Raw genomic sequence first — 23535 nt, 5'->3', positions numbered from 1 at the left:
GTGTATGCCCTCTGAGCGACGGACCTACTTTGTCGTAGCCTCCTGGCAGAGTGTTTCCATGGAAGCGATCGGATACTTCGACAAGCGGCAGGGCCTTGCGTCCCGCGGGCTTTCCGGGGGGTCCCGTCCCCGTGGTCCGCGCTTGGCCGCGGTTCCGGGCGGGCTGGCGTTGCTGGATCCTCCCGGCCCGGGCGGCCGCGGCGGCCGGCAGGCCGTGTTGGATGGGGCCGTGGCGGCGCTGAGGTCGCTGGCGGACAAAGCGGCCGACGACGTCGGAGTCACCGGTTTCCAGGAGGCTGTCGCGTTCGCGTCCGGGGTGGAGGAACTTTCCCGGACCCTGGATTATCTCCAGCTGGCCGCCGCAGCCGGGCTGGACGCGGCCCGGAACGATGACCCCGCGAGCCCGCAGGGCTGGACCACCGGCTGGGCAGCCGACGCCCAGACGGCCGCCGACGCGCAGGCGGGCTCCGTCACGGACACGGGTTCCGGCACGGACACGGGTTCCGGGACGGGGGAGGCGGGGAGCGCGCGGGGCGGGGAGTTCAGGTCCACGGCCGAGCACCTGCGGTCGTTGCTGCGGATCAGTGCCGCCGACGCCAGGCGCCGGCTCGCCCTGGCCCGGGAGCTGTTGCCGGGCCGGAGCCTCACCGGAGAAACGGTTCCTGCCCGGCACGGGGAAACCGCCGCGGCGGTGGCGTCCGGGGTGATCGGCTCCGGTGCGGCCGGGATCATCACGATGGCCGTGGCGAAGGTGCGTCCGCTGTGCGCCCCGGAGAAGGCCGCGGAAATGGAACACGCCCTGGCCCGGACCGCGGCGGAAAACGACCAGGACTTCCTGGCCAGGGTGGCCCGGCGCTGGGTCGAGGCGATCGACCAGGACGGCCCGGAACCGTCCGAAGAATCCCTCCGCCACCACCAAGGAGCGTTCCTGCGCCGTCCCAAGCACGGCCTCGCGCACGTGGAAATCTTCGCCACCGCCGAACAATACGAACAGCTGCTCACGGTCATGAACACCGCCGCCAACCCCCGCACCCGCACACCCCAAGGCACCGAACCCCAAGGCACGGTTCCCGCCTGCACGGTTCCCGCCTGGACGGAACCTTCCGGCGGTTTCTTCGCCGATTCGACCCCCGATTCCTCCGCCGATTCCTGCGGCGGGGCGCCGGAGAGTACCGGGCCGCTGGGCCGGCGTTCGAGGGCGCAGAAGCTCCTGGACGGGTTGGTCGGCGCCTGCCGGCTCGCCCTGGCCGCGGGGTCGCTGCCCGCCACGGGCGGCCACCGCCCGCAGATCCTGGCCACCATCGACCACCGCGACCTCTTCCCCCAAGACAGCCGGCAGGGCCGCGGCACCGGGTCCTTCACGTTCACCGGGCCCGTGCCGGCCGGGACGTTGCGGAAGATCGCCTGCGACGCGGACATCATCCCCGTGGTCCTGGGCGGCGAGGGCCAGGTCCTGGACATCGGACGGGCCTCACGGGTCTTCCCGCCGCATATCCGCAAGGCCATCACGGCCCGGGACAAGGGCTGCGCTTTTCCCGGATGCACCATGCCGGCCCCGTGGTGCGAGGCCCATCACATCGAGTACTGGTCCCGGGGCGGAGTCACGAGCACCGCGAACGGGACCTTGCTCTGCGGCCATCACCACCATCTGATCCACAAGGAAGACTGGCACATCCAGGTCCGCAACGGCATCCCCTGGTTCATCCCGCCACCCCACACCGACCCGCAGCGGAAACCCCGAAGAAACCACTACTTCCAAATATGAGACCGGGCTAGGCGGTGTCCCGCGGCCACTGATCCTCCACAGGCATCCTGCGGTGGCCGTATCCACATAGGGGCATTCCCTGCTGCTGCGGCGGATGCGGGCGCCTAGGCTCGTGGATATGCCACGCAGGAACCGAGCCTCGCCCGCGGATGACGCTGCGAGTGCCGCCCGGCTCCGGTTCGCTGTTCGTCTTGCACCACCGACCGACCACGACGCCGACGCGCAGCCGGCCCACGTCAACGAAACAGAGCCTCTGCTTCCTGTGCAGGCCTCGATGACGGCTGGCTCGGGCAAGGCCGACGCGGACCAGAAGTCAGGCACCGAGGACCCGTCCTCGGAGGCACGTTCTCCATCACAGCTTCGGTGGCGAACGCCATGGCGCGTAGCAATGTTGCTGGCTGTGCCTTGTTTGCTGCTGGTGGTGTGGTTCCTCTGGCAGTCCTGGTCCGGGCACCCGACCACTGAGCCCGTCGTCCGAAGTTCACTTGCGGGAGGAACTCCGAAAGCGGGCACAGAAAGTAAAGGCGACGATGGCAACGGGGCTTCGGAACACGACGATGGAGCACAGCTGCTTACAGTCCACGTTGCGGGTGCGGTCAAGAATCCCGGGATTGTCAGAGTACCCACGGGAGCGCGGGTGTTCGACGCGATCGCTGCCGCAGGTGGTGCGGATCCTGCAGCCGAGCTGAACAGCCTCAACCTTGCGGCGGTGGTGCAGGACGCCGCGAAGATCCACGTTCCGCGGACGGGGGAGGCGGCTCCGTCGCAGATTGCCGGGCCAGTTGGCTCAGCTCCAACTAGCGGGAGCATCGGGGCCGGGCCTGTCGGCGGCAAAGTCAATCTCAACACCGCAACGGCTGAGGAACTCGACGCCTTGCCGAAGGTCGGTCCTGTCCTCGCCAAGCGGATCGTCGAATGGCGCGAGCAGCACGGCCCGTTCGCTGCTGTAGAGGATCTCGATGCAGTGGATGGTGTCGGTCCCAAGATGATGGAATCCCTGCTGCCTTTGGTGACGGTCTAGGGTGAGCCGAGTGAAGGTGAGCCCGGGCCGTGTAGACCTTCGGCTGGCCCCGTCGGCCTTTCTCGCGTGGGCTGTTTCCCTAGCAGCCGCCTATCTACCTTCACTGTGGACAGGAATCATGTGCGTGGCTTTGCTCTCCGCCGCGGGTGTTCTTCTCGCCACCCGGTCCATGGCCGCCCGAAGCTTGAGGACGTTTCCCGCCACTCTGGCCGTCGCGTGCCTGTTCGGGGCGGCCGTGGCCGCCCACGCAGCAATGGATGCCGGACCGCGCCAAGAAGGTCGTTGCCGAGGCTGCGGCGTCGCGCGACTCGGTTGTCATTCATGCGGTGATAGTGGGTGAGCCGCGCGAGCTAGGCACCGATTCACGCGGATCGGCACGGTGGGCCGTGCCAGCCGAAATCATTGATATTGCGGCCGACGGCATGCTGACCCGCGCCCGCACGAAGATTCTGCTGACAGGAGGGGAAGGCTGGGACCGGGTGGTCACGGGACAGGAGGTGCGAACCGCCGGAAAGCTAAAGCCTCCAAAGGCGGGACAAGTCGAGACCGGTGTTCTTACCGCCGCCACCCCACCCATGCGGCCGGACCCGCGGCACAAGGACACACGGCACACTCCGGACGCACACAACAGGCCGGAAGCACTTGCCAACATTCCCCAAGGTCCCGCTCAATTGAAAAAACAATTCAGTTCCGCCGCTGAGTGGTTGCACGGCGACGCAGCCGGACTGCTACCCGGAATGGTCACGGGCGACACCACCGGTTTGGACGAAAGCCTGGAAACGGCCATGAAGACCACCGGGACCACGCACCTCACGGCGGTCAGTGGCGCTAACTGCAGCCTCATCCTCGGCGGCCTGGTGCTACTGGCAAGGAGCTTCAGACTTGCCAGGAGAGTGGCGTCAACCGCGGCCCTGGGTGGCTTGGCGGCCTTCGTCATGATGGTGGGGCCGGACGCGAGCGTCCTGAGGGCGGCCGTCATGGGTGCGATCGGCCTCAGCGCGCTCAGTGCCGGCAGGCGGGGCCGGAGCCTGGGCTTTCTCTGCCTTGCCGTGACCGGCCTGCTCATCCTGGATCCCTCACTTGGCACGAGCATAGGATTCCTCTTGTCGGTCCTCGCCACCCTGGGGATTGTCCTGTTGGCACGGCCCATCGCGTCCTGGGCTCCGGCCTGGGTGCCTTCCTGGCTCACGTCCGCCGTTGCCGTTCCCTTGGCCGCACAGCTTCTATGCAGCCCGGTGATCGTGGCCTTGCAACCGCAGTTCTCCAGCTACTCATTACTGACGAATATCGCAGTTGCCCCGTTTGTCGCACCGGTGACGATCCTGGGAACAATCGCGGTTCCCCTCGTTCCGCTGCTTCCTTGGCTTGCAATAGTTCCAATAGCCGTTGCCGGGGCCAGCGCGGGAATCGTGGCGGCAATCGCGAGGTTCTTCGCCGGGCTCCCAGGAGCGGCTTTGCCGTGGCCGGAAGGTCCCATTGGAATCGCCACCATGACTCTCTGGTCGCTTGTCGCCATCCTGCTGGTGTGGCTAGCCCTGCATCCAACGTGGGCGGGGTCCGCCGTACTGTCGTTGCACCGCCGCTTAGTGTTCGCAATAGCCGCGGGGGAGTCTGCTGTCCGCCGCCGGACCGGGAGCCGTCCCGGGGCCCGCCGCCGCACGGGAAGGCAGGCCGCAAGTTTGAAGATCACCACCCAGGACGCTCAACGTGGGAGACTGGGATTCTGCAAAAACCCTTCTGGAAGGAAGCGACATTGGCTGCTGCCCAGGTCTCCAAGGCTAAACGCTCCGCGGCGAACACCGTCAGCTGGCGGGACATTGCCCCGTCCGCGGTAGTGCTTATCACCGGCCCCGAGGAATACCTTGGAATCCGTGCCATGGATCGGATCCGATCCCAGGTGCGGACCGTGGCACCGGAAGTGGAAATCAGCAAGCTCAATGCCGGAAGCTACGAGTCCGGTTCGCTCGCAATGGCCGTCACGCCGTCGCTGTTCGATGAGGCCAAACTCATCGAGATCGAAGGCCTCGAATCAATGACCGATGCCTTCCTTGCCGATGCCATGAAGTACGTCGCCCAACCGGAGAACGACGTCGTGTTGGTCCTTCGCCACGGCGGCGGGGTGCGTGGCAAAAAGCTCCTGGACGCCATCAAGTCTTCCGGGTGGCCGGTGGTGGACTGCCAGCCCTTGAAAAAGGACGCCGAGAAAACCGCGTTCGTCGTCTCGGAATTCAAGGCAGGCGGCCACCGCATCGACGCGGAAGCCGTCCAGGCCCTTGTCAATGCAGTAGGTGCCAGCCTTTCCGAGCTCGCCGCCGCATGCAACCAGCTCATCGCGGACGCTACTACAGCGGTAGACGCAGCCACAGTGGAGCGCTACTACGGTGGCCGCGTCGAAGCCACGGCATTCAAGGTTGCGGATGCAGCCATGGCCGGCAATGGTCCTCAGGCCCTGTCCAGCCTCCGGCATGCCCTCGCCACCGGGGTCGACCCGGTGCCGCTGGTTGCCGCCCTCGCCGCGAAGCTCCGCACTCTGGCCAAGGTTGCCGGTGCCCAGGGATCGTCGGCACAGATCGCCAAGCAGCTCGGCATCCAGCCATGGCTCGTGGAACAGGCGCAACGGGATGTCCGCCGTTGGACTCCGGAAGGACTGATCCGTTCCATCCAGGTCACGGCTGAAGCGGATGCCCAGGTGAAGGGCCTCTCGCGGGATCCCGTATACGCGGTGGAGCACGCGGTCACCGTCATTGCCACCTCGGCTCGGGGCCGCTAAGCCACCCAAGACACCCAAGTCGTCAGGCGCTACGTATACTTCCGGATTCTCAATGGAACCACCAATCTTAAATACCCGAGGCCGGCACCCAAGGGGTGCCGGCCTCACGTTCAGCTCAGTCGAACTGGATAAACCTTAGAGTGCGTTGACCTTTTTGGAGATCGCCGACTTGCGGTTTGCAGCGTTGTTCTTGTGAATAACGCCCTTGCTGACAGCCTTATCCAGCTTACGGCTAGCAGCAACAAGAGCCTTTGCAGCGGCATCCTTGTCCGTGGACTCAACGGCGGTGGCAACGGCGCGGATGGCCGTCTTCAGCTCAGACTTGACGGCGTTGTTACGCAGGCGAGCCTTCTCGTTGGTGAGGATGCGCTTCTTCTGGGACTTGATATTAGCCACGTGTGTGAACTCTCTTTTTAATGCGGAAAATGGTCTAGAGGGTTTTCAGGTTGGCCATCGACTGAGCGGCGTGGGGATGCCTATGGCAGCCAACCATGAGTGGCCGTCGACCTGCACGGACACACAGCCATAAATATTATCAGACTCGGCGCATTTCCGGGGATTTGGCCTCTAGGCCCGGTCGTGTTGCCTATCGAGCCGACGGGCCACCTGCTGAAAGGTGCGTTTGTCGAGGACGGCACCCTCGCGCCGGACGTCCGCCGGATTGATGCGCACCACCCGGTCCACCTTGACCTCGCTGGGCCTCCCCTGGGGGTCCCAGGAGCCGGTGCCGATGTCGACGTAACCATCTGAGCGGCGGCCGTTGTCGTGGTCTTTGCTGGTCAGCATCAGCCCGAGCAGCCACCCGCCGTCGCGCCCGATCAAAAGGACCGGCCGGTCCTTGCCTTGGGAATAGTCCTCTTCATAGGGGACCCAGGACCACACGATCTCGCCAGGGTCGGGCTTGCCGTCGGGGTTGGGGGAGTACCGCGGGGAGACGGTGCCGCGGAAGTCGCCAGGGTAGGGGCGGGAGAGGTGCCCGACGCCGGTGCCTGCGCCCCCGGTCCGGCCCGTCTTCGCAGCGTTCCCGGCGTTCGGGGATCGGCGAGGGGGCGTGCCGGCCGGGGCCCCGACGATCCGTCGAAGGTAGCCCAGGGAGCCTTTGAGGAGCCTGCCAAGCAAATGTGTGTCCGATGCCATGGCTCCACCGTACTTTCCCTTGCCGCCACAGTGCACAAGCGGCGTCGTGTTCATGGGAGACTATTAGTTCAGATATGCGGCATCGGCCGGAATGGTCCAGACCAGTCCGGAGTCCGGCCGTGTGAGTATCGACAGTAAGGACCCTGCGTGTCTCCCATGGCCCGCACCGCACCGGTGCCCGCCGCGACAGATCCGGCCATCATCCGGAACTTCTGCATCATCGCCCACATCGACCACGGTAAATCCACCCTGGCCGACCGCATGTTGCAGTACACCGGCGTCGTTAAGTCCCGCGACATGAAGGCCCAGTATCTGGACCGCATGGATATCGAACGCGAACGTGGCATCACCATCAAGTCCCAGGCTGTCCGCATGCCCTGGGAACTTGACGGCACCAGCTACGCCCTGAACATGATCGATACTCCCGGCCACGTTGACTTCACCTATGAGGTTTCCCGTTCCCTGGCGGCATGCGAAGGCGCTGTCCTTTTGGTGGACGCCGCTCAAGGCATCGAGGCCCAGACCCTGGCCAACCTCTACCTGGCGATGGAAAACAACCTCACCATCATTCCGGTGCTCAACAAGATCGACCTCCCGGCCGCCCAACCCGAAAAGTATGCGGCTGAACTCGCCAACCTGATCGGCGGCGACCCGGAGGACGTGCTGCGCGTATCAGGCAAGACGGGTGTCGGCGTTGAGGCCCTCCTGGACAAGATCGTCCGCGATCTTCCAGCCCCTGTCGGCGATCCCGACGCACCGGCCCGCGCCATGATCTTCGACTCCGTGTATGACACATACCGCGGCGTGGTCACGTACGTCCGCGTCGTGGACGGCATGCTGCACCCGCGCGAGCGAATCCAGATGATGTCAACCCGCGCCACTCACGAGCTCCTGGAGATCGGTGTCAGCTCTCCGGAACCCACCCCCTCCAAGGGTCTGGGCGTCGGCGAAGTAGGCTACTTGATCACCGGCGTGAAGGACGTCCGCCAGTCGAAGGTCGGCGACACGGTGACCAACCTCGCCAAGCCCGCTTCGGAATCCCTCGCGGGCTACGCCGATGCCAAGCCCATGGTCTTCTCCGGCTTGTACCCCTTGGACGGCACGGACTATCCCGTGCTCAGGGATGCCCTCGAGAAGCTGATGCTCAACGACGCAGCGCTGGTGTATGAACCGGAGACGTCTGCCGCCTTGGGCTTCGGTTTCCGCGTGGGCTTCCTAGGCCTGCTGCACCTGGAAATCACCCGTGAGCGCCTTGAGCGCGAGTACAACCTCGACCTCATCTCCACTGCTCCCAACGTGGAATATGAGGTCACGCTGGAGGACAAGCGGGTCCTGCACGTCACCAACCCGAGCGAATACCCCACCGGCAAGATCGCCGAAGTCCGCGAACCGATGGTGTCGGCCACCATCCTGGCGCCCAATGAGTTTGTGGGCGCCATCATGGAGCTGTGCCAGAGCCGCCGCGGCGTTATGGGCGGCATGGACTACCTTTCCGAGGATCGCGTGGAAATCCGGTACCGCTTGCCGCTGGCCGAGATCGTCTTCGACTTCTTCGACATCCTCAAGTCCAAGACCCGGGGCTACGGTTCGCTGGACTGGAAGGCCGACGGCGAGCAGGTCGCCGACCTGGTCAAGGTGGACATCATGCTCCAGGGCGAGCAGGTTGACGCTTTCAGCGCCATCACCCACCGCGACAAGGCTTACGCCTACGGCGTCATGATGACGGGCAAGTTGCGCGAGCTCATTCCCCGCCAGCAGTTCGAGGTGCCCATCCAGGCAGCCATCGGTTCGCGAATCATCGCCCGTGAGAGCATCCGCGCCATCCGCAAGGACGTCCTTGCCAAGTGCTACGGCGGTGACATCACCCGTAAGCGCAAACTTCTGGAAAAGCAGAAGGAAGGCAAGAAGCGCATGAAGATGGTGGGCCGGGTGGAAGTTCCACAGGAAGCTTTCATCGCCGCCCTGACCACCGACGAATCCAAGGACAAGGCCAGGAAGTAATGCGGCTGTTCGCCCGGAACACTGCGGGACCGGCGCACGCTGTAGCGGTGCGTACAGGACAGCCACGAGGGGACGTCTGTGCCTAGCGTTCTTCCCCTCGGGGATCCGGCACCTGCGGATGGCCTTTTGCCGCCGCAAGTGCTTGACGGCGTCGATTCACGGAAGTTTGGACTCTACGTCCACATACCCTTCTGTGCCGTGCGTTGCGGTTACTGCGATTTCAACACCTACACGGCCACGGAGCTTGGCGGCGGCGCTTCCCAGGACGCCTACGCTGCTACTGCCATTTCGGAAGTGGAGTTCGCCGTCCGGGCCATGGATGGCTCCGGGTTGCCGCAGCGCCCCCTGAGCACCGTGTTCTTCGGCGGCGGCACCCCGACCCTGCTCCCTGCTGAAGATCTGGCACGCATCCTGACGGCCGCCGTCGGGCGCTGGGGCCTGGAACCGGGAGCCGAAGTCACCACTGAAGCCAACCCGGACTCCGTGACGCCGGAGTCCCTCCGGCTGCTCGCCGACGCCGGCTTTACGCGGATTTCCTTCGGCATGCAGTCGGCGGTACCTCATGTGCTCAAAGTCCTGGACCGCACGCACACACCGAGCCGGGTCCCCTTGGTGGTCCAGTGGGCGCGCGACGCCGGCCTTGCCGTGAGCCTCGACCTCATCTACGGCACTCCCGGTGAGTCCATGGCTGATTGGCAGGCGTCCCTGGAGACCGCCTTGTCCTACGCCCCGGACCACATCAGCGCCTATGCGCTGATTGTGGAAGAAGGCACCAAGCTGGCCGCACAGATCCGGCGCGGAGAAGTTCCCGGGATCGACGACGACGACCACGCCGCCAAGTACGAACTCGCCGACCACCTGATCAGCGCCGCAGGGCTGGACTGGTACGAGGTCAGCAACTGGTCCCGCACTCCCGAACAGGCGTGCAAACACAACCTTGCCTACTGGCGGGGAGACGATTGGTGGGGCATCGGGCCCGGTGCGCATTCCCACATGGGCGGCGTCCGCTGGTGGAACGTCAAGCACCCCACCGCCTATGCCAACAGGCTTGGTAGCGGGGCCTCACCGGCCGCTGGACGCGAAACGCTCGACGCCGGAACCCGGGAAGTGGAACGCATCATGCTGGAGGCGCGGCTCGGCACCGGGCTTCAAGTCGACGCGCTCGACAAAGTGGGCCGTCACGCCGTCGCAGGCCTCATTGCCGACGGCCTGGTTGAACCCGCAGCGGCCTTCCAAGGACGACTGGTCCTGACCCTCAAGGGCCGGCTGCTCGCAGATGCCGTGGTCCGCCGGATCCTTCCGGACTAACGTCCGGCGCGGACGGCGGGCGCGCGAACCGTCATAGGCACCCGCGAAGAACGGCTACTTGATCCAGCGCAGGTTGAAGCGGTAGCGGTGCGGCTGTCCGTGGTTGACGCGGATTCCAGCGGACACCGAGAAGCAGGTCACCGCGACCCAGATTCCCGTGGCAAGGACCGCGAACAGGTTTCCCACCACCGGGAGCAAGACGAGAATGTTGGCGAGCACCGCGGCAATCGTCGGCGGCAAAGTGAAGTTGAGGGCTTCCTTTGATTCCTGGGCCGTGAACGGACCACGTTCGCGGAAGATCAGGTAGATCAGAAGCGAAGGCACGCAGCCAAGGATCCCGCCGAAGTGCGCCAAGGTTGCCCACTGCCGGTCTTCCGAGGCGGTCAAGGGCAGCGCGTTGGCAGGAACGCCGTGGTACTGGGACTGGCCCGAGGTGCCGTCCCGATCGTCAGGAGCGTTGTCTGCCACAGTTTCTTCCTTCGAGTAGCTATAGGTGCGGTGTTGCTGTCCCAGAATACTTGCTCGGCACGGGATCGGACGACCACGTCCGGGCCCGGAGGCATCCAAACCATCATGCGACGGTCAGGAAATCGATCACTTCCTCCACGCGACCCAGCAAAGACGCTTCCAGGTCGGCGTAGCTATGGACGGCGCCCAGAAGCCTCTGCCAACCCAGTCCCACGTCTTCGGCCGTCTCGTGCGGCCAACCGAACGACCTGAGGATGCCGGTCTTCCAATCCGTGCCGCGCGCTACGGTCGGCCATTGTTCGATCCCCAGCACCTTGGGCCGGATTGCCTGCCAGACGTCCACATACGGGTGACCGACGATCAGGACGTTTCCTTTGGCGCCCGGCAACGTCATGGCGTCGGCAGCGATGCGCGACTCCTTCGAATCCGGCACCAGGTGATCAACCAGGATTCCGAGCCGGCGGCCAGGGCCGGGGGAGAAGGCGGCGATGGCCGCCTTGAGATCGTCCACGCCGTGCAAGGGCTCGACGACGATGCCCTCCACCCGCAGATCGTCTCCCCAGACCTTTTCCACAAGTTCGGCGTCGTGCTTGCCTTCCACCCAGATCCGGCTTGCCTTGGCGACCTGGGCCCGCTGGCCGGCCACCCGGACGGAACCCGACGCCGTCCTGCCCGGTTGGGATCCGCCCTTTGCGGCCGCCCCGCGCGGCACCGGCGGGAGGAGCTTCACCGCTTGCCCCTCCAGCAGGAATCCGAAACCAAGCCGGAACGATTTCGCTTTTCCCCGCCGGTCCTCAAGCACCACGATGTGCATGCCTCCGGACTTCTCCACCCTGGTCACGGCCCCGACCCAACCGGACTGCACGTCCTCGAGCACCATTCCGCGTTCAACGGGCACTTCAGGCAGTTGCCGCTTGGCCGGCGAGGAGAGGTCTTGCGGGCCCCAATTGTCGTAAGACACGGTCTTCACACCACTTTGCGCTAAGGGATCGGTCACGGTCCTTGGAATTCCGCAGGACCGCGCGGGCATCATGTTCGCCGCGAGCGGTACCAATGCTAACAACGAGGTGGCTCATACTAGACTTGTTAGCACTTGGGCATGTTGAGTGCTAACTGTAGAAGTACCGGTTGTTGAATGGAGGTGGGCAGTGAGCGAACCACGCAAGCTTGAAGTGCTACGCGCCATCGTGGAGGACTACGTTCACTCCCGCGAGCCTGTCGGCTCCAAAGCCTTGGTCGAACGGCACCATCTGGGAGTGTCGAGCGCCACCATCCGCAATGACATGGCCCTCTTGGAAGAGGAAGGCCTCATTGCGGCACCGCACACCAGTGCAGGCCGCATCCCCACGGACAAGGGCTACCGCCTGTTCGTGGACCGCATTTCCGAGGTCAAGCCGCTGTCGGCTGCCGAGCGCCGGGCCATCCACTCGTTGCTTGAGGGCCCCGACGACGTCGAGGACATCCTGGAGCGCACGGTCCGGCTCCTGTCCCAACTGACCAACCAGGTCGCCGTCGTCCAGTATCCCCACCTGAGCCGCGCACGCGTCCGGCACATCGAGTTTGTCCTTTTGGCACCGCGCCAGGTCCTGGTAGTGCTGATCGCGGATTCGGGCAAAGTGGAACAAGGCGTTGTACACGCAGCAGCGGACACTGCCGACGAAGAGCTCATGACGTTGCGCGCGCGATTCCTTGGAAGCATTGCTGGCTCACAGCTCGACCTCATGTCCCAAGTCCTGCCCTCGGTGGTGGCCTTGTGCCCGCCGGCGCTCCGGAACCTTGCAGGCGCCCTTGCCCACGGTCTCCAAAGGCTCGCCGACCGGAGCCGCGACGAACGCATGGTCATGGCCGGCACGGCCAACCTGGCCCGCTCCAACGTGGACTTCCCCCTGAGCATCGGCCCTGTCCTCGAAGCGCTCGAGGAGCAGGTGGTCATGTTGCGGCTGCTGTCGGACATGGCGGAAGACCCCCGGGGAGTCACGGTGAGCATCGGCCGCGAAAACCCCTATGACGGCCTCTCCGAGGCTTCGGTGGTTGCCACGGGCTACGGTCCGGGCAGCAGCGCCAAGATCGGCATTCTTGGACCCACCCGCATGGACTACCCCAACACCATGGCGGCCGTCCGGGCCGTCGCACGCTACCTTTCCCGCATTCTGGGCGGTTGACGGCTTCGGCTGGAACCGCCCCGCAAGAAACGCAGTGTACCCGTAATAAAGGAAGAGATACCGACTTTGAGCAGTCACTATGACGTTCTGGGCGTCTCGTCGGAAGCAACCGGCGAGGAGATCAAGAAGGCCTACCGCAAGCTTGCACGTAAGCTCCACCCCGATGTGAACCCCGGGGCCGGCGCTGCGGAGGAATTCAAAGCCGTGACCCACGCTTACGAGGTCCTCTCCGACCCCCAGAAGCGCCGCGTCTACGACGCCACAGGCAACGAGAACGGGACGGACAACGGTTTCGGCGGCGGCTACGCAGGCCAGGGATTCGCGTTCCAGGACATCTTCGACACCTTCTTCGGCGGAGGAGGTGGCGGCATGCAGGGGCCCGCATCACGTATGCGTCGCGGGCAGGACGCCCTCATCAGTGTGCGCATCGACTTGCGCGAGGCTGTCTTCGGCGTCAACAAGAAGCTTGAGGTGGACACTGCTGTCATCTGCCCCACGTGCGAGGGCTCATGCTGCCGCGCGGGCACCCACCCGGAGCGCTGCGACATCTGCGGCGGCTCGGGCCAGGTCCAGCGGGCCGTGCGCTCGATCCTCGGCCAGGTCATGACCGCGGCACCGTGTGGATCGTGCGAAGGTTTCGGCTCGATCATCAAGGATCCTTGCAATGAATGCAACGGCCAGGGCCGCATCCGCAGCCGCCGTTCGCTGACCGTCAAGGTGCCGGGCGGCGTCGCCACCGGAACCCGCATCCAGCTGTCGTCGCAAGGCGAAGCAGGTCCTGCGGGCGGGCCTCCCGGCGACCTCTACGTGGAGATCCGGGTAAACGGCGATTCCACCTACCTTCGTGAAGGCGACGACCTTCATGCAACGCTCAGTGTTCCCATGACCGCCGCGGCATTGGGCACGGAACTGCAGCTTGAGACCTTCGACGGCCCCCAGGAGATCGACGTCAAGTCCGGCACCCAGTCCGGCGAAGTCATCACCCTTCGCGGGCTGGGCGTCACCCACCTGCGCGGCTACGGCAGGGGAGACCTCAAGGTGCACCTGCATGTGGAGACGCCCGGCAAGCTAGACGCCGCCCAGGAAGACCTGCTCCGCCAACTGGCCAAATTGCGCGGAGAGCAGTTCACCGAGGGCAAGCTCGTGGCCAGCGGCGGTATGTTCGCGAAGCTGCGGGACAAGCTCGGTAACCTGTAGCGGTGAGCAACCCCGTATTCTTCACCGCTGCCGGAACCTTGGACGGACTCGGCACCGGTGACACTTTCGTGCTCGACGGCGCCGAAGCCAGGCACGCTGTCACGGTCAAGCGCCTGGAAATCGGCGAAGCGGTCGACATCGCCGACGGTGCGGGTAAGCGGCTCACGGGCACCGTGGCCGGATCCGGGCAGGGTACCTTGACCGTCCTTGCCTCCGCCGTCCAGGAGGAAGGCCGCCCGGCCGTGCGGCTTGTGCTGGTCCAGGCGCTGGCGAAGGGCGACCGTGACGAGCTTGCCGTCGAGACGGCGACGGAACTCGGTATTGACGCCGTCGTGCCCTGGCAGGCCGAGCGTTCCATCGTCCGCTGGAAGGGCGACCGGGCCGCCAAAGCCCACGCGAAGTGGCAATCCGTCGCCACCGCGGCCGCCAAGCAAGCGCGGCGCGCGTGGATTCCCGAGGTGCGTGCCGCCGTCGACGGCTCCGGGCTGGCTGCGGCGGTAGCCGCGGCTGACCTGGCGATCATCCTTCACGAGGACGCGAAACGTCCCTTGCGCGACGTCCTGGAGAATTGGCGCGGCGGGATTTCCGGCGAGGACACCGACGCGGGGCGGGAAGTCCTGCTCATCGTCGGCCCGGAGGGCGGCATTTCACCGCGCGAAGTGACCAAGCTTAGCGACGTCGGCGCCGTCACCGCGCTCTTGGGCCACCACGTGCTTCGCTCGTCGACGGCGGGTCCTGCCGCCGTCGTACTGGCCAGCGACATTCTAGGGCGCTGGTAGGAAGACCCCTCGATCAGCGGACGTTGAAGGAGCGGGTATCCGTCGCGACGTCGGCGTCGTTGGGACCGACCAAGGAGACCCGCAATTCATAGCGGCCGGCTCCGAGCCCCACGGTGAGGCTGAAGACGCCACCCTGTCCCGGTACGGTCGAAGCGGTGGTCTGCCCGGCCAAGTAGGACGATTTGTCGCCGTTTGAGTTCTCCCGAAGGATTTGCCAGTGCAGTTTCTTCGAGGGGTCCGTGCTCCGACCATTGAACTTGACCGGACCGGCAGGCAAGGTCAGGTCCTCCTGCGGGTCGATGATCCACACGGGTGCCACCACGGTGGCGTCGCGGACCATGGGGTCGCCCAGCTTGACCTGCCCGAACGCCATATAGTCTGTGTGCCCGTCCACCAGGATGGCCACTTTGATCTGCTGTCCGGCATCAATGAGGCCTGAGCTCGCTGCCGCGGCAGTGGCGGTATAGACGAGTTGCTGGATCGCCCGCTGCGCCATCCCGCCGTCGAGATTGGAATTGAACGCGTCACGGGAAACATCCACCGTGACAACGTTCTTACCGGAAATCGTGGTCGCCAGGCTGCTCGGATTCTGCCACGGCGTGAAGTAGTCGTGATCCAACGGCTTCTGGGACATCATGATCCGCAGGGCTGTGGTGATGGGGTTCTCGTTGCCCGGGTTGTCACGGAATTCGCGGTACAGGAAGGTGTCAGTGTCGCTGCGGCCGATCCAATACACAGGGATCTTGTTCGAGGCCTGCGTCGTTTCGAGCGGAGCATTGCTGTCGGGGGCCGCCTGCAGGGCGACTGTCGGAGTGGGGATCGGCGTCGTGGAACCCTGTCCCGTGCGATCTGCGATGCAACCCGACAGGAACATGGCAGCCGTCAAGGCGGTCACAAGCATGGCGGAACGTTTCCGGATGCGAGTGCCGTGTGGAGTGACGGCTGGCCTGGTGATGGTGGATTCCTGCTCGTGTTCTGCCGCTGTGGTGCGGGGGAGTCGTGCGCCCGGTTTCGGGCACAGGGGCATTTTTGCCCATGAATCAGCTTGTCATAGTCCCGCGGGCGCCGGTTGGCGTTTCGATACTCCGGCGGCGAACTGCAATCCGATTGATACGAGGTCGATGCCGAGTTGATACCAAAGCGCACGGATCCGCCGCCCTGCAGCCCCGACGGGCACGGCCCGGAACCATCCGGGAGACTGGCTGGCGTAGGATTGAAAGCAATCCGAGGCCCGCGATCCTGCGCCCATCCAGCACACGGACATCGGAGAAAATCGATGGACATCACCAAGCCGGAGGAGCACAGGCCGCAAGGCCAGCACTATGACAGAATCATTGAACGGGCGGCCCAAGGCCGGCAGCGTTGACACAGGTCCGGCCGAGTTCCCGCACTCTGTCCCGGGCGCCCGGACGGAAGTTGTCATCTTCGACAACTCGGATCAGATGGTTCAGACCCTTGGCAGCCATGACGAGGCGTTGCGCTACATCGAAGCCCAGTTCCCCGGTGTCGACTTTCATGTGCGCGGCAACGAGCTCTCCTTCAGCGGCCCGTCAAGCGATGTTCCCCGGATCATGCGCCTCCTGGAAGAAGTCCGCGGCCTGGTCGGCAAGGGGACGGTCATCACACCGGACGTCCTCCAACAGCTCGTTTCCTTGTTGCGCAGCCAGTCCCTGCAGAACCCCGTGGAAATCCTGACCCACAACATTCTTTCGAGCCGCGGACGCACCATCCGCCCCAAAACGCTGAACCAGAAGAACTATGTCGACGCCATCGACGACAACACCGTGATCTTCGGGATCGGCCCGGCGGGCACCGGCAAGACGTACCTGGCGATGGCAAAAGCCGTTCAGGCTTTGCAGCTCAAGGAAGTCAGCCGGATCATCCTCACCAGGCCTGCCGTCGAGGCAGGGGAACGCCTCGGCTTCCTGCCGGGAACGCTGAGCGACAAGATCGACCCGTACCTCCGTCCTTTGTACGATGCCCTGCACGACATGATGGACCCGGAATCGATCCCGCGGCTCATGGCGGCCGGGACCATTGAGGTGGCACCGCTTGCCTACATGCGCGGCCGCACGCTCAACGACGCGTTCATCATCCTCGATGAAGCCCAGAACACCACCGCAGAGCAGATGAAGATGTTCCTGACCCGCCTGGGCTTCGGCTCGAAGATGGTCGTGACGGGCGATATCACCCAGGTGGACCTGCCTTTCGGCGCCACGTCCGGGCTGCGCATCGTCCAGGAAATCCTCAACGGGATCGATGGCGTGAACTTTACGATGCTCGACGCGTCCGACGTCGTCAGGCACCGGCTCGTTGCCGACATCGTGTCCGCCTACAGCATCTGGGATGAAAAGCACCGGGTGCGTGCCCAGCACACGCCCATCCACGACAAACGGGGAGAACACCGATGAGCATCGAGGTCAACAACGAGTCCGGCGTCCAGGTGGACGAGGCACAATTGGTGACGCTTTCACGCTTCATCTTCGAGCGGCTCTACATTCACCCCCAGGCCGAACTCTCCATCCTTTTGGTGGACGAACCCGCCATGGAAAAACTCCACATCGAGCTCATGGACGAACCCGGCGCCACCGATGTCCTGTCTGTTCCGATGGACGAGCTGACGCCGGGAACACCGGGCAAGCCGGCCCCGCAGGGCATGCTGGGCGACATCGCCATCTGCCCGCAAGTGGCCGAGGTCCAAGCGCGCAACGCCGGTCATTCAACGCAGGATGAAATGCTCCTGCTCTGCACGCACGGAATCCTTCACCTGCTCGGTTTCGACCACGCCGAGCCGGAGGAAAAAGAAGAGATGTTCGGCCTGCAGCGTGAGCTGCTGTCCGCGTTCCTTGGCAAGGATGCCCCCATGGAGACCATGCAGTGACATCACTCATCCTGGTCGGGATGGCGTTGGTGTTCCTCAGTTTCGTCGCCCTGCTGACCGCGGCTGAAGCTGCCTTCACTTTCCTGCCGCGGCATGACGCAGAGCAAGCCGTCGTCAAGAGCCGGGGGAATTCGCTCCGCAGCATCCTCGCCCAGCCCGTCGCGCACATCCGCGCGCTGCGGTTCTGGCGGGTCTGGTTCGAGATGGCGGCTGCGGTGGCCGTCGCCGTCGTCATGCACAGCCTCCTCGAGAACGTCTGGCTTGCCGGTTTGGCGGCGACAGGCATCATGGCCGTCATAGGATTCGTTTTGGTGGGTGTCTCGCCGCGCCAACTTGGACGCGCGCACTCGGGAGGCGTGGTTCGCTACTCGGCTCCGCTCATCAGGTTCCTGTGTTGGATCCTTGGTCCCATTCCCGGCTGGCTCGTGGCGATCGGCAGTACGGTCGCACCCGGTGCACCCAGCGGCGATGAAGCTTTCTTCAGCGAGGAAGAATTCCGCGAACTGGTCGACAGGGCCACGGAATCCGACATGATCGAGGACAGCGAGGCCGAACTCATCCAGTCGGTCTTCGACTTCGGAGACACACTGGTCCGCTCGGTAATGGTCCCTCGAACCGACATTGTGAGCATCGAGTCCGGGTCCAGCCTGGAACAGGCCATGGCCTTGTTCCTGCGCTCGGGGTACTCAAGGATCCCCGTCATCGGCGAAAACGCCGACCAGATCCGGGGCATCCTCTATTTGAAGGACGTCGCGGCCGCATTGCACCGCCCCGACCAGCCGTCAGTGCGCCAGGACGTTGACGCCATAGCGCGCGAAGCACGCTTCGTTCCCGAATCGAAGCCTGTCAGCGACCTCCTGAGCGAGCTTCAGCAAGAGTCCACGCACGTCGCGGTCGTCATTGACGAATACGGCGGCACGGCAGGACTGGTGACGCTCGAGGACCTCATTGAGGAGATCGTGGGGGAGATCGTCGACGAGTACGACTCCAACGATGCCGAGGTCACTGACCTTGGTGACGGCACGTACCGCGTCAGTTCCCGGATGAGCATCGACGACCTCGGCGAGCTTTTCGACATAGACCTCGACGACGACGAAGTGGACACGGTGGGCGGCCTCCTGGCCAAGACCCTGGGCAAAGTGCCGATCGTAGGCAGTGCGGTGGAGGTGGATGGGATCTCCTTGAAAGCCGATAGGCTGGAAGGCCGGCGAAACCGGGTCAGCCATATCATTGCGGCAGCCATTCCAAAAGAAGACACTGACCTTGAAGACCTTCTCGACGAGGCCGATACAACGCAACAGGGAGTTCCACGTGAGCAAGCACAATAAGAAGTTCGACGCCGATCAGGACTTCGGCGGCTTCCACGCAGGATTCTCGGTTCTTGTCGGCCGTCCCAATGCCGGGAAGTCCACCCTCACCAACGCTTTGGTAGGCCAGAAGGTGGCCATCACCTCGGCGAAGCCGCAGACCACGAGGCACACGATCCGCGGCATTGTCCATCGGGAGGACGCCCAACTCATCCTGGTGGACACTCCGGGCCTGCACCGCCCGCGCACCCTCCTTGGCAAGAGGCTCAACGATCTCGTCGCGGACACCCTCTCCGAAGTGGACGCCATCGGTTTTTGCTTGCCGGCCAACGAAAAGATCGGGCCGGGTGACAAGTACATCGCAGCCCAGCTCGCCGCCGTCGGACGCAAGCCCATCATCGCCTTGGTCACCAAGACCGACCTGGTGGACCGCCAGGCGCTGACCGAGCAGCTCTTGGCGGTCGCCGCCCTGGGCCGCGAAGTCCTCGGCGAACAAGGCTGGGCCGATATCGTCCCGGTTTCGGCGACCGACGGCTTCCAGGTCAGCACTGTGGCCGACGTCCTCATCGGCCACATGCCGCCTTCCCCGCCGCTCTACCCGGACGGTGAACTCACCGATGAACCGGAGGCTGTCATGGTGGCCGAGCTTATCCGGGAGGCAGCTCTGGAGGGCGTCCGCGACGAACTTCCGCACTCCTTGGCTGTGGTGGTGGAGGAAATCCTGCCCCGCGAAGGACGCTCGGAGGACAACCCGCTCCTCGACGTGCGGGTGAACCTGTACGTTGAGCGCCCGTCCCAGAAGGCCATCATCATTGGCAAGGCCGGAAGCCGGCTGCGCGAGGTCGGAACGAACGCCCGCAAGGGAATTGAGGCCCTCCTGGGAACCAAGATCTACCTCGACCTGCACGTGAAAGTGGCCAAGGACTGGCAGCGCGACCCGAAGCAACTCGTGAAGCTGGGATTCTAGCCGCTGGGGAATTTCCCAGATTGGGCCCGTAAAATGGTCCGAATCCCATTTTCCGAGGAAAGGTTGAGCAAGTCGTGCGACGTCGCGATGCACGCGTACAGGAGCCCGGCACCGGTGGTGCCCGCGGCGCTGCACGCCACGGGGAAGCTCCCGGCACCCCCCGCCACATGAATGCTCCCAAGGGCCTCCCGATCTGGCTCAAGGTCACTGCCGCCACGGTCTCAGTGTTGTTGCTCGGCGGTATCGCTTTCGCCGCTTACTGGGTTATCCGCTTGCAGTCGAACATCAGCACGGCACCGTTGTCGGCAGGCGCACCGAGGACCGAGGCCGCAGCAAACGACGCCACGGACCGCCTGCAGATCCTCATCCTCGGTTCCGACACCAGGGATGGGAAGAATTCGCAATACGGATCCACGCAGGATTCCACGGGCTATGGCCAGTCGGACGTCATGATGCTGCTCGACATTTCGGCGGACAACAAGAGGGTCAGCCTCACCAGCATTCCGCGAGACCTCCTGGTGGATGTCCCGTCATGCACCGATCCCAAAACCGGCACCGTATATCAACCGCACTCCAACGTCATGATCAACTCGGCCATGGCGGAAGCCGGGATCGGTTGCGCCGTAGACACCGTGAACAAGCTCATGGGACTGCAGGTCGACCACTTCATGATGGCCGACTTCAACGCCGTCAAGGAGCTGTCCAACGCCGTCGGCGGAGTCAACGTGTGCGTGAGCGATGCCGTATACGACCCCGATTCAGGCCTCCGGCTCCCCAAGGGAACATCGAGCGTCCAGGGGGAACAGGCCTTGGCCTTCCTCCGGACCCGCCACGGTTTTGGCGACGGAAGCGACCTCGGCCGCATCCAGGCGCAACAGGGCTTCCTCTCCTCCCTGACCCGCAAGATCAAGTCCGACGGAACGCTGGGCAATCCGCAGAGCCTGCTGTCCATCGCGGATGCCGTGACAAAGAACCTGACCGTGGATGAAGGCCTGGCGTCGGTCCAGTCGCTCCTGACCATCGGCAGCCGCCTCAAAGACGTCGACCTGTCCAAGGTCGCGTTCGTTTCGGTTCCCACCCAGCCCGCCGCCGTCGATCCCAACAGGCTCGAATTGGTCCAACCGCAGGCTTCCCAACTCTTCGCCGCCATGCGTGCGAACCTGGACCTGACCACCCCGGGGGCTACCGCCGCTCCATCGGCGGGTCCCACGCCTGCGGCATCGGGCGCGCAGTCCAGCAGCGCGGCACCGGCGCCGCCTGTTCCCGCCGTTCCCGCCTATGACAAGGCCCTTCAGCCAGTGACCGTTGCCGACGGAACAGGCGTCGCATCCCGCGGCCAGGAGATCGCCGCAGCTTTGGCCGGTGGCGGATTCACGAAAGCCGCGCACTTCCTTGCGGCCGCCGTACCGAAGACCGTTGTCTATTACGGGGCCGGTTATGCCGACGTCGCTCCGGACGTCGCGAGCCTCCTCGGCATCCCGGCTTCGCAAATCGAACCATCGACGGGTGTGGTCGGTGTCCAGGTCTATATCGGCAGTGACTTCGATTCCGGGACCAAGTACGGAGTGGCCTCCGTACCATCCAACGTCGTGAAGCAGACTGCAGGCGACGTGAAATGCCAGGCGGTCAACCCGGCACTCATCGCGAGATAGCAACACGGGAAAGACCCGGGACGCAGCGAAGGGAGCGGTCTCCACACGTCGCGTGGAGACCGCTCCCTTCCGTTTAGCGTCGCCGCCTACCAGATGGCTACCAGATACTGACCCGGTCCTCGGGCGACAGCCACATTCCATCCCCGGGTTCCACTGCGAACGCGTCGTGGAACGAGTCGAGGTTCTTCGCGATGGCATTGGTTCGGAACTCGTTGGGGGAGTGCGGGTCAGTCGCGACGCGCCGGATGGCTTCCTCAGGACGGATGACCTGGCGCCAGCCGGCCGCCCAGGACATGAAGAAGCGCTGGCCACCGCTCAGTCCTTCAAGAACCGGCGGCTCCGAACCGTCGAGGCTCAGGAGGTAGGCCTTGTAGGCGATGGTCAGGCCACCCAGGTCGCCGATGTTTTCGCCGAGCGTGAGTTTCCCGTTGACCTTGTGCTCGGGCGCGGCATAGGGGGCAAGGGCGTCGAATTGGGCCACGAGTTTCGCCGCGAGCCCTTCGAAGGCCTTGCGGTCCTCCTCGCTCCACCAATTCCGCAGCGCCCCGCTCCCGTCGAACTGGGAGCCCTGGTCGTCGAAGCCGTGGCCGATTTCATGGCCGATGATGGCGCCGATGCCTCCATAGTTGACCGCGTCGTCGGCCTCCGCCGTGAAAAAGGGCGGCTGCAGGATCGCAGCTGGGAAGACAATCTCGTTCAACATCGGGTGGTAGTACGCGTTGACCGTCTGCGGGGTCATGAGCCACTTGTCGAGATCGACCGGCTTGCCGACCTCATCGAGGTGCCGGTCGACGTCGGCGTTGTGCGCCCGCTCGACGTTCCCCAGAAGATCGCCAGGGTGAATGTCGACGGCGGAATAGTCGATCCACTTGTCCGGGAAACCAATCTTGGGCCGGAAGGCCGCGAGCTTTTTCAACGCTTCCGCTTTGGTGTCCTCGCCCATCCAATCGAGCGCCGTGATGCTCTCGCGGTAGGCCTCGATGAGTTTGGCAACCAGAGTCTGCATCCTGGCTTTGTAACCCTCAGGGAAGTGGCGCTCCACATAGATTTGGCCGACGGCCTCGCCCAAGGCGGCCTCGACGACGGCGACGCCGCGCTTCCAGCGGTCCTTGTTCTGCGGAGTGCCGCTCAGGGTGGTGCCGTAGAAATCGAAGTTCGCGTCCACGAACCCCGAGGAGAGGTAGGGGGCGGCGGCATTGAGCACACGAAGGGCCAGCCACTCCTGCCATGTGGCAAGCGGCTCGGACTCGACGAGGGCAGACGCGCCGGTGAAGAAATCAGGCGTGCTCACCACCAGCTCGGCGAATTTGTCGCCTTCGATCCGGGCCGAATCGAACCATGCGTCGAGGTACGGGAAAAGCTCCCGGCCCTCTTCCACGGTCTTGAGGTTGTACGTCTTCTGCGGATCCCGCAAGGTGACGTTGTCCCAATGGTGCGAGGCGAGTGCTTTTTCGAGGGCGACAACGCGCGCGGCAGCACCGTCGGCGTCGGGAATTCCTGCCAGCCCGAAGAGCTTGGCGACATATTTCGCATAGGCGCTGACAATGCCTGCGAACTTCTCGTCCCGGTAGTAGGACTCATCGGGAAGCCCCAGGCCGCCCTGGCCGATGTACAACAGGACCCGGTCCGGGTTCCCGGCGTCGGGAGCCGGGTAGATCGAGAAGAGGCCGGAGACATCCGAGCGGAACAGCCGCCCGGTCAGGGACACCACGCCGGCGGGCGAAGTAGTCGCAAAAACCTCCGCGAGCCTGTCCCGGACAGGCTCCATGCCCCTTGCTTCGATGGCTTCCTCGTCCATGAAGCTGTTGTAGAGCTCGCCTACCTTGCGTTCGATGCCGCTGGCGTCCTCGCCCTTGGCGGCAGCTTCCTCGATGATCGCTTTGACTGCCAGTTCGGCGCCGTCCCGCAGGGCCGTGAACGTTCCCTCAAGCGGGCGGTCGTCAGGGATCACCGTCGACTTCAGCCACGCACCATTGACGTGCTGGTAAAGGTCGTCCTGCGGCCTGACGCTTTCATCGATGTTGGACAGTGTGATCCCCGACTGTGGCACAAGAACTCCTTCGGAAGACGAGCGGAACCGGCTCACAACCGTTCCCGCGTCTGCATAGTGGACGTTGCAT

The 23535-nt window shown here is 64.5% G+C and carries 20 protein-coding genes; 14 read left to right on the top strand and 6 right to left on the bottom strand.

The annotated features are described in order from the left end of the window. The first annotated feature begins 58 nt into the window (after nt 1-58). The 4 genes from QRN45_RS08435 to holA all read left to right on the top strand — a co-directional run bounded on the left by QRN45_RS08435 (nt 59) and on the right by holA (nt 5556). Nucleotides 59-1765: an HNH endonuclease signature motif containing protein gene (locus tag QRN45_RS08435; protein WP_284762958.1), complete on the top strand. Its 1707-nt coding sequence runs from the start codon at nt 59-61 to the stop codon at nt 1763-1765. A 118-nt stretch (nt 1766-1883) separates the two neighbouring features. Further along, the gene (locus QRN45_RS08430) at nt 1884-2786 is read left to right on the top strand and encodes a helix-hairpin-helix domain-containing protein (RefSeq protein ID WP_284762956.1); all 903 of its coding nucleotides are present in this window, start codon (nt 1884-1886) and stop codon (nt 2784-2786) included. Nucleotides 2787-3043: 257 nt separating this feature from the next. Continuing rightward, nucleotides 3044-4621 carry a ComEC/Rec2 family competence protein gene (locus QRN45_RS08425; RefSeq protein ID WP_284762955.1) on the top strand — a complete coding sequence of 526 codons (1578 nt, stop codon included), beginning with the start codon at nt 3044-3046 and terminating at the stop codon, nt 4619-4621. Continuing rightward, complete coding sequence (holA, locus tag QRN45_RS08420) at nt 4540-5556, top strand: DNA polymerase III subunit delta (RefSeq protein ID WP_284762954.1); 1017 nt, start codon at nt 4540-4542, stop codon at nt 5554-5556. The genes QRN45_RS08425 and holA overlap by 82 nt, the downstream gene beginning before the upstream one ends. Nucleotides 5557-5691: 135 nt before the next feature. Here holA and rpsT read toward each other — a convergent pair whose 3' ends face one another. Together rpsT and QRN45_RS08410 are read right to left on the bottom strand one after the other, a co-directional pair. Next, nucleotides 5692-5952, bottom strand: a complete 261-nt coding sequence (gene rpsT / locus QRN45_RS08415; RefSeq protein ID WP_028267110.1) for a 30S ribosomal protein S20 — start codon at nt 5950-5952, stop codon at nt 5692-5694. A 171-nt stretch (nt 5953-6123) separates the two neighbouring features. Next, nucleotides 6124-6693, bottom strand: a complete 570-nt coding sequence (locus tag QRN45_RS08410; protein WP_284762952.1) for a type II toxin-antitoxin system PemK/MazF family toxin — start codon at nt 6691-6693, stop codon at nt 6124-6126. Nucleotides 6694-6840: 147 nt separating this feature from the next. Here QRN45_RS08410 and lepA point away from each other — a divergent pair, with 147 nt between their 5' ends. After that, nucleotides 6841-8694: a translation elongation factor 4 gene (gene lepA / locus QRN45_RS08405; RefSeq protein WP_241710233.1), complete on the top strand. Its 1854-nt coding sequence runs from the start codon at nt 6841-6843 to the stop codon at nt 8692-8694. Between the two features lie 78 nt (nt 8695-8772). Then, nucleotides 8773-10002 carry a radical SAM family heme chaperone HemW gene (gene hemW / locus QRN45_RS08400; RefSeq protein WP_284762948.1) on the top strand — a complete coding sequence of 410 codons (1230 nt, stop codon included), beginning with the start codon at nt 8773-8775 and terminating at the stop codon, nt 10000-10002. Between the two features lie 54 nt (nt 10003-10056). Here hemW and QRN45_RS08395 read toward each other — a convergent pair whose 3' ends face one another. Next, nucleotides 10057-10470: a DUF4870 domain-containing protein gene (locus QRN45_RS08395; RefSeq protein WP_241710231.1), complete on the bottom strand. Its 414-nt coding sequence runs from the start codon at nt 10468-10470 to the stop codon at nt 10057-10059. Between the two features lie 103 nt (nt 10471-10573). Further along, on the bottom strand, nt 10574-11431 hold the full coding sequence (locus tag QRN45_RS08390) for a DUF3097 domain-containing protein (RefSeq protein ID WP_284762946.1): 858 nt from the start codon (nt 11429-11431) through the stop codon (nt 10574-10576). A gap of 187 nt (nt 11432-11618) precedes the next feature. Between QRN45_RS08390 and hrcA the strand changes: the two genes are divergently transcribed. From hrcA to QRN45_RS08375, 3 genes are all read left to right on the top strand, one after another. After that, complete coding sequence (hrcA, locus tag QRN45_RS08385; protein WP_264636454.1) at nt 11619-12632, top strand: heat-inducible transcriptional repressor HrcA; 1014 nt, start codon at nt 11619-11621, stop codon at nt 12630-12632. A gap of 66 nt (nt 12633-12698) precedes the next feature. Continuing rightward, nucleotides 12699-13829, top strand: coding sequence for a molecular chaperone DnaJ (dnaJ, locus tag QRN45_RS08380; protein ID WP_284762944.1), 1131 nt, complete (start codon nt 12699-12701; stop codon nt 13827-13829). A gap of 2 nt (nt 13830-13831) precedes the next feature. Beyond that, on the top strand, nt 13832-14608 hold the full coding sequence (locus tag QRN45_RS08375) for a 16S rRNA (uracil(1498)-N(3))-methyltransferase (RefSeq protein WP_078105118.1): 777 nt from the start codon (nt 13832-13834) through the stop codon (nt 14606-14608). 13 nt (nt 14609-14621) lie between these two features. On the opposite strand, the gene QRN45_RS08370 is transcribed toward QRN45_RS08375, so the two are convergent. Continuing rightward, nucleotides 14622-15509, bottom strand: coding sequence for a GerMN domain-containing protein (locus QRN45_RS08370; protein ID WP_241710228.1), 888 nt, complete (start codon nt 15507-15509; stop codon nt 14622-14624). 421 nt (nt 15510-15930) lie between these two features. Here QRN45_RS08370 and QRN45_RS08365 point away from each other — a divergent pair, with 421 nt between their 5' ends. From QRN45_RS08365 to QRN45_RS08345, 5 genes are all read left to right on the top strand, one after another. After that, on the top strand, nt 15931-17019 hold the full coding sequence (locus QRN45_RS08365; protein WP_241710227.1) for a PhoH family protein: 1089 nt from the start codon (nt 15931-15933) through the stop codon (nt 17017-17019). Next, a complete protein-coding gene (ybeY, locus tag QRN45_RS08360) occupies nt 17016-17489 on the top strand; it encodes an rRNA maturation RNase YbeY (protein WP_078105121.1) in 474 nt (157 codons plus the stop codon). Before QRN45_RS08365 ends, ybeY begins: the two co-directional genes overlap by 4 nt. After that, complete coding sequence (locus tag QRN45_RS08355) at nt 17486-18817, top strand: hemolysin family protein (protein WP_078105122.1); 1332 nt, start codon at nt 17486-17488, stop codon at nt 18815-18817. Before ybeY ends, QRN45_RS08355 begins: the two co-directional genes overlap by 4 nt. After that, a complete protein-coding gene (era, locus tag QRN45_RS08350; protein ID WP_078105123.1) occupies nt 18801-19763 on the top strand; it encodes a GTPase Era in 963 nt (320 codons plus the stop codon). The genes QRN45_RS08355 and era overlap by 17 nt, the downstream gene beginning before the upstream one ends. 74 nt (nt 19764-19837) lie before the next feature. After that, nucleotides 19838-21415 (top strand): LCP family protein, encoded by a 1578-nt coding sequence (locus QRN45_RS08345; protein WP_241710226.1) that lies wholly within the window; start codon nt 19838-19840, stop codon nt 21413-21415. 97 nt (nt 21416-21512) lie between these two features. Here QRN45_RS08345 and QRN45_RS08340 read toward each other — a convergent pair whose 3' ends face one another. Next, nucleotides 21513-23465, bottom strand: a complete 1953-nt coding sequence (locus QRN45_RS08340; protein WP_241710225.1) for a M13 family metallopeptidase — start codon at nt 23463-23465, stop codon at nt 21513-21515. Nucleotides 23466-23535: the final 70 nt, after the last annotated feature.

Source organism: Arthrobacter sp. efr-133-R2A-63 (genome assembly GCF_030209795.1).
In the GTDB taxonomy this organism is placed as follows: Bacteria; Actinomycetota; Actinomycetes; order Actinomycetales; family Micrococcaceae; genus Arthrobacter; species Arthrobacter bambusae_A.
This window is presented reverse-complemented; position numbering and strand designations above follow the sequence as displayed.

Excerpts from the sequence above, each read along its gene's own strand:
- QRN45_RS08410 (WP_284762952.1), bottom strand. The coding sequence starts at position 6,693 with ATGGCATCGGACACACATTTGCTTGGCAGGCTCCTCAAAGGCTCCCTG.
- QRN45_RS08435 (WP_284762958.1), top strand. The coding sequence starts at position 59 with ATGGAAGCGATCGGATACTTCGACAAGCGGCAGGGCCTTGCGTCCCGC.
- QRN45_RS08365 (WP_241710227.1), top strand. The coding sequence starts at position 15,931 with ATGACAGAATCATTGAACGGGCGGCCCAAGGCCGGCAGCGTTGACACA.
- QRN45_RS08425 (WP_284762955.1), top strand. The coding sequence starts at position 3,044 with ATGCCGGACCGCGCCAAGAAGGTCGTTGCCGAGGCTGCGGCGTCGCGC.
- ybeY (WP_078105121.1), top strand. The coding sequence starts at position 17,016 with ATGAGCATCGAGGTCAACAACGAGTCCGGCGTCCAGGTGGACGAGGCA.
- QRN45_RS08430 (WP_284762956.1), top strand. The coding sequence starts at position 1,884 with ATGCCACGCAGGAACCGAGCCTCGCCCGCGGATGACGCTGCGAGTGCC.
- QRN45_RS08370 (WP_241710228.1), bottom strand. The coding sequence starts at position 15,509 with ATGCTTGTGACCGCCTTGACGGCTGCCATGTTCCTGTCGGGTTGCATC.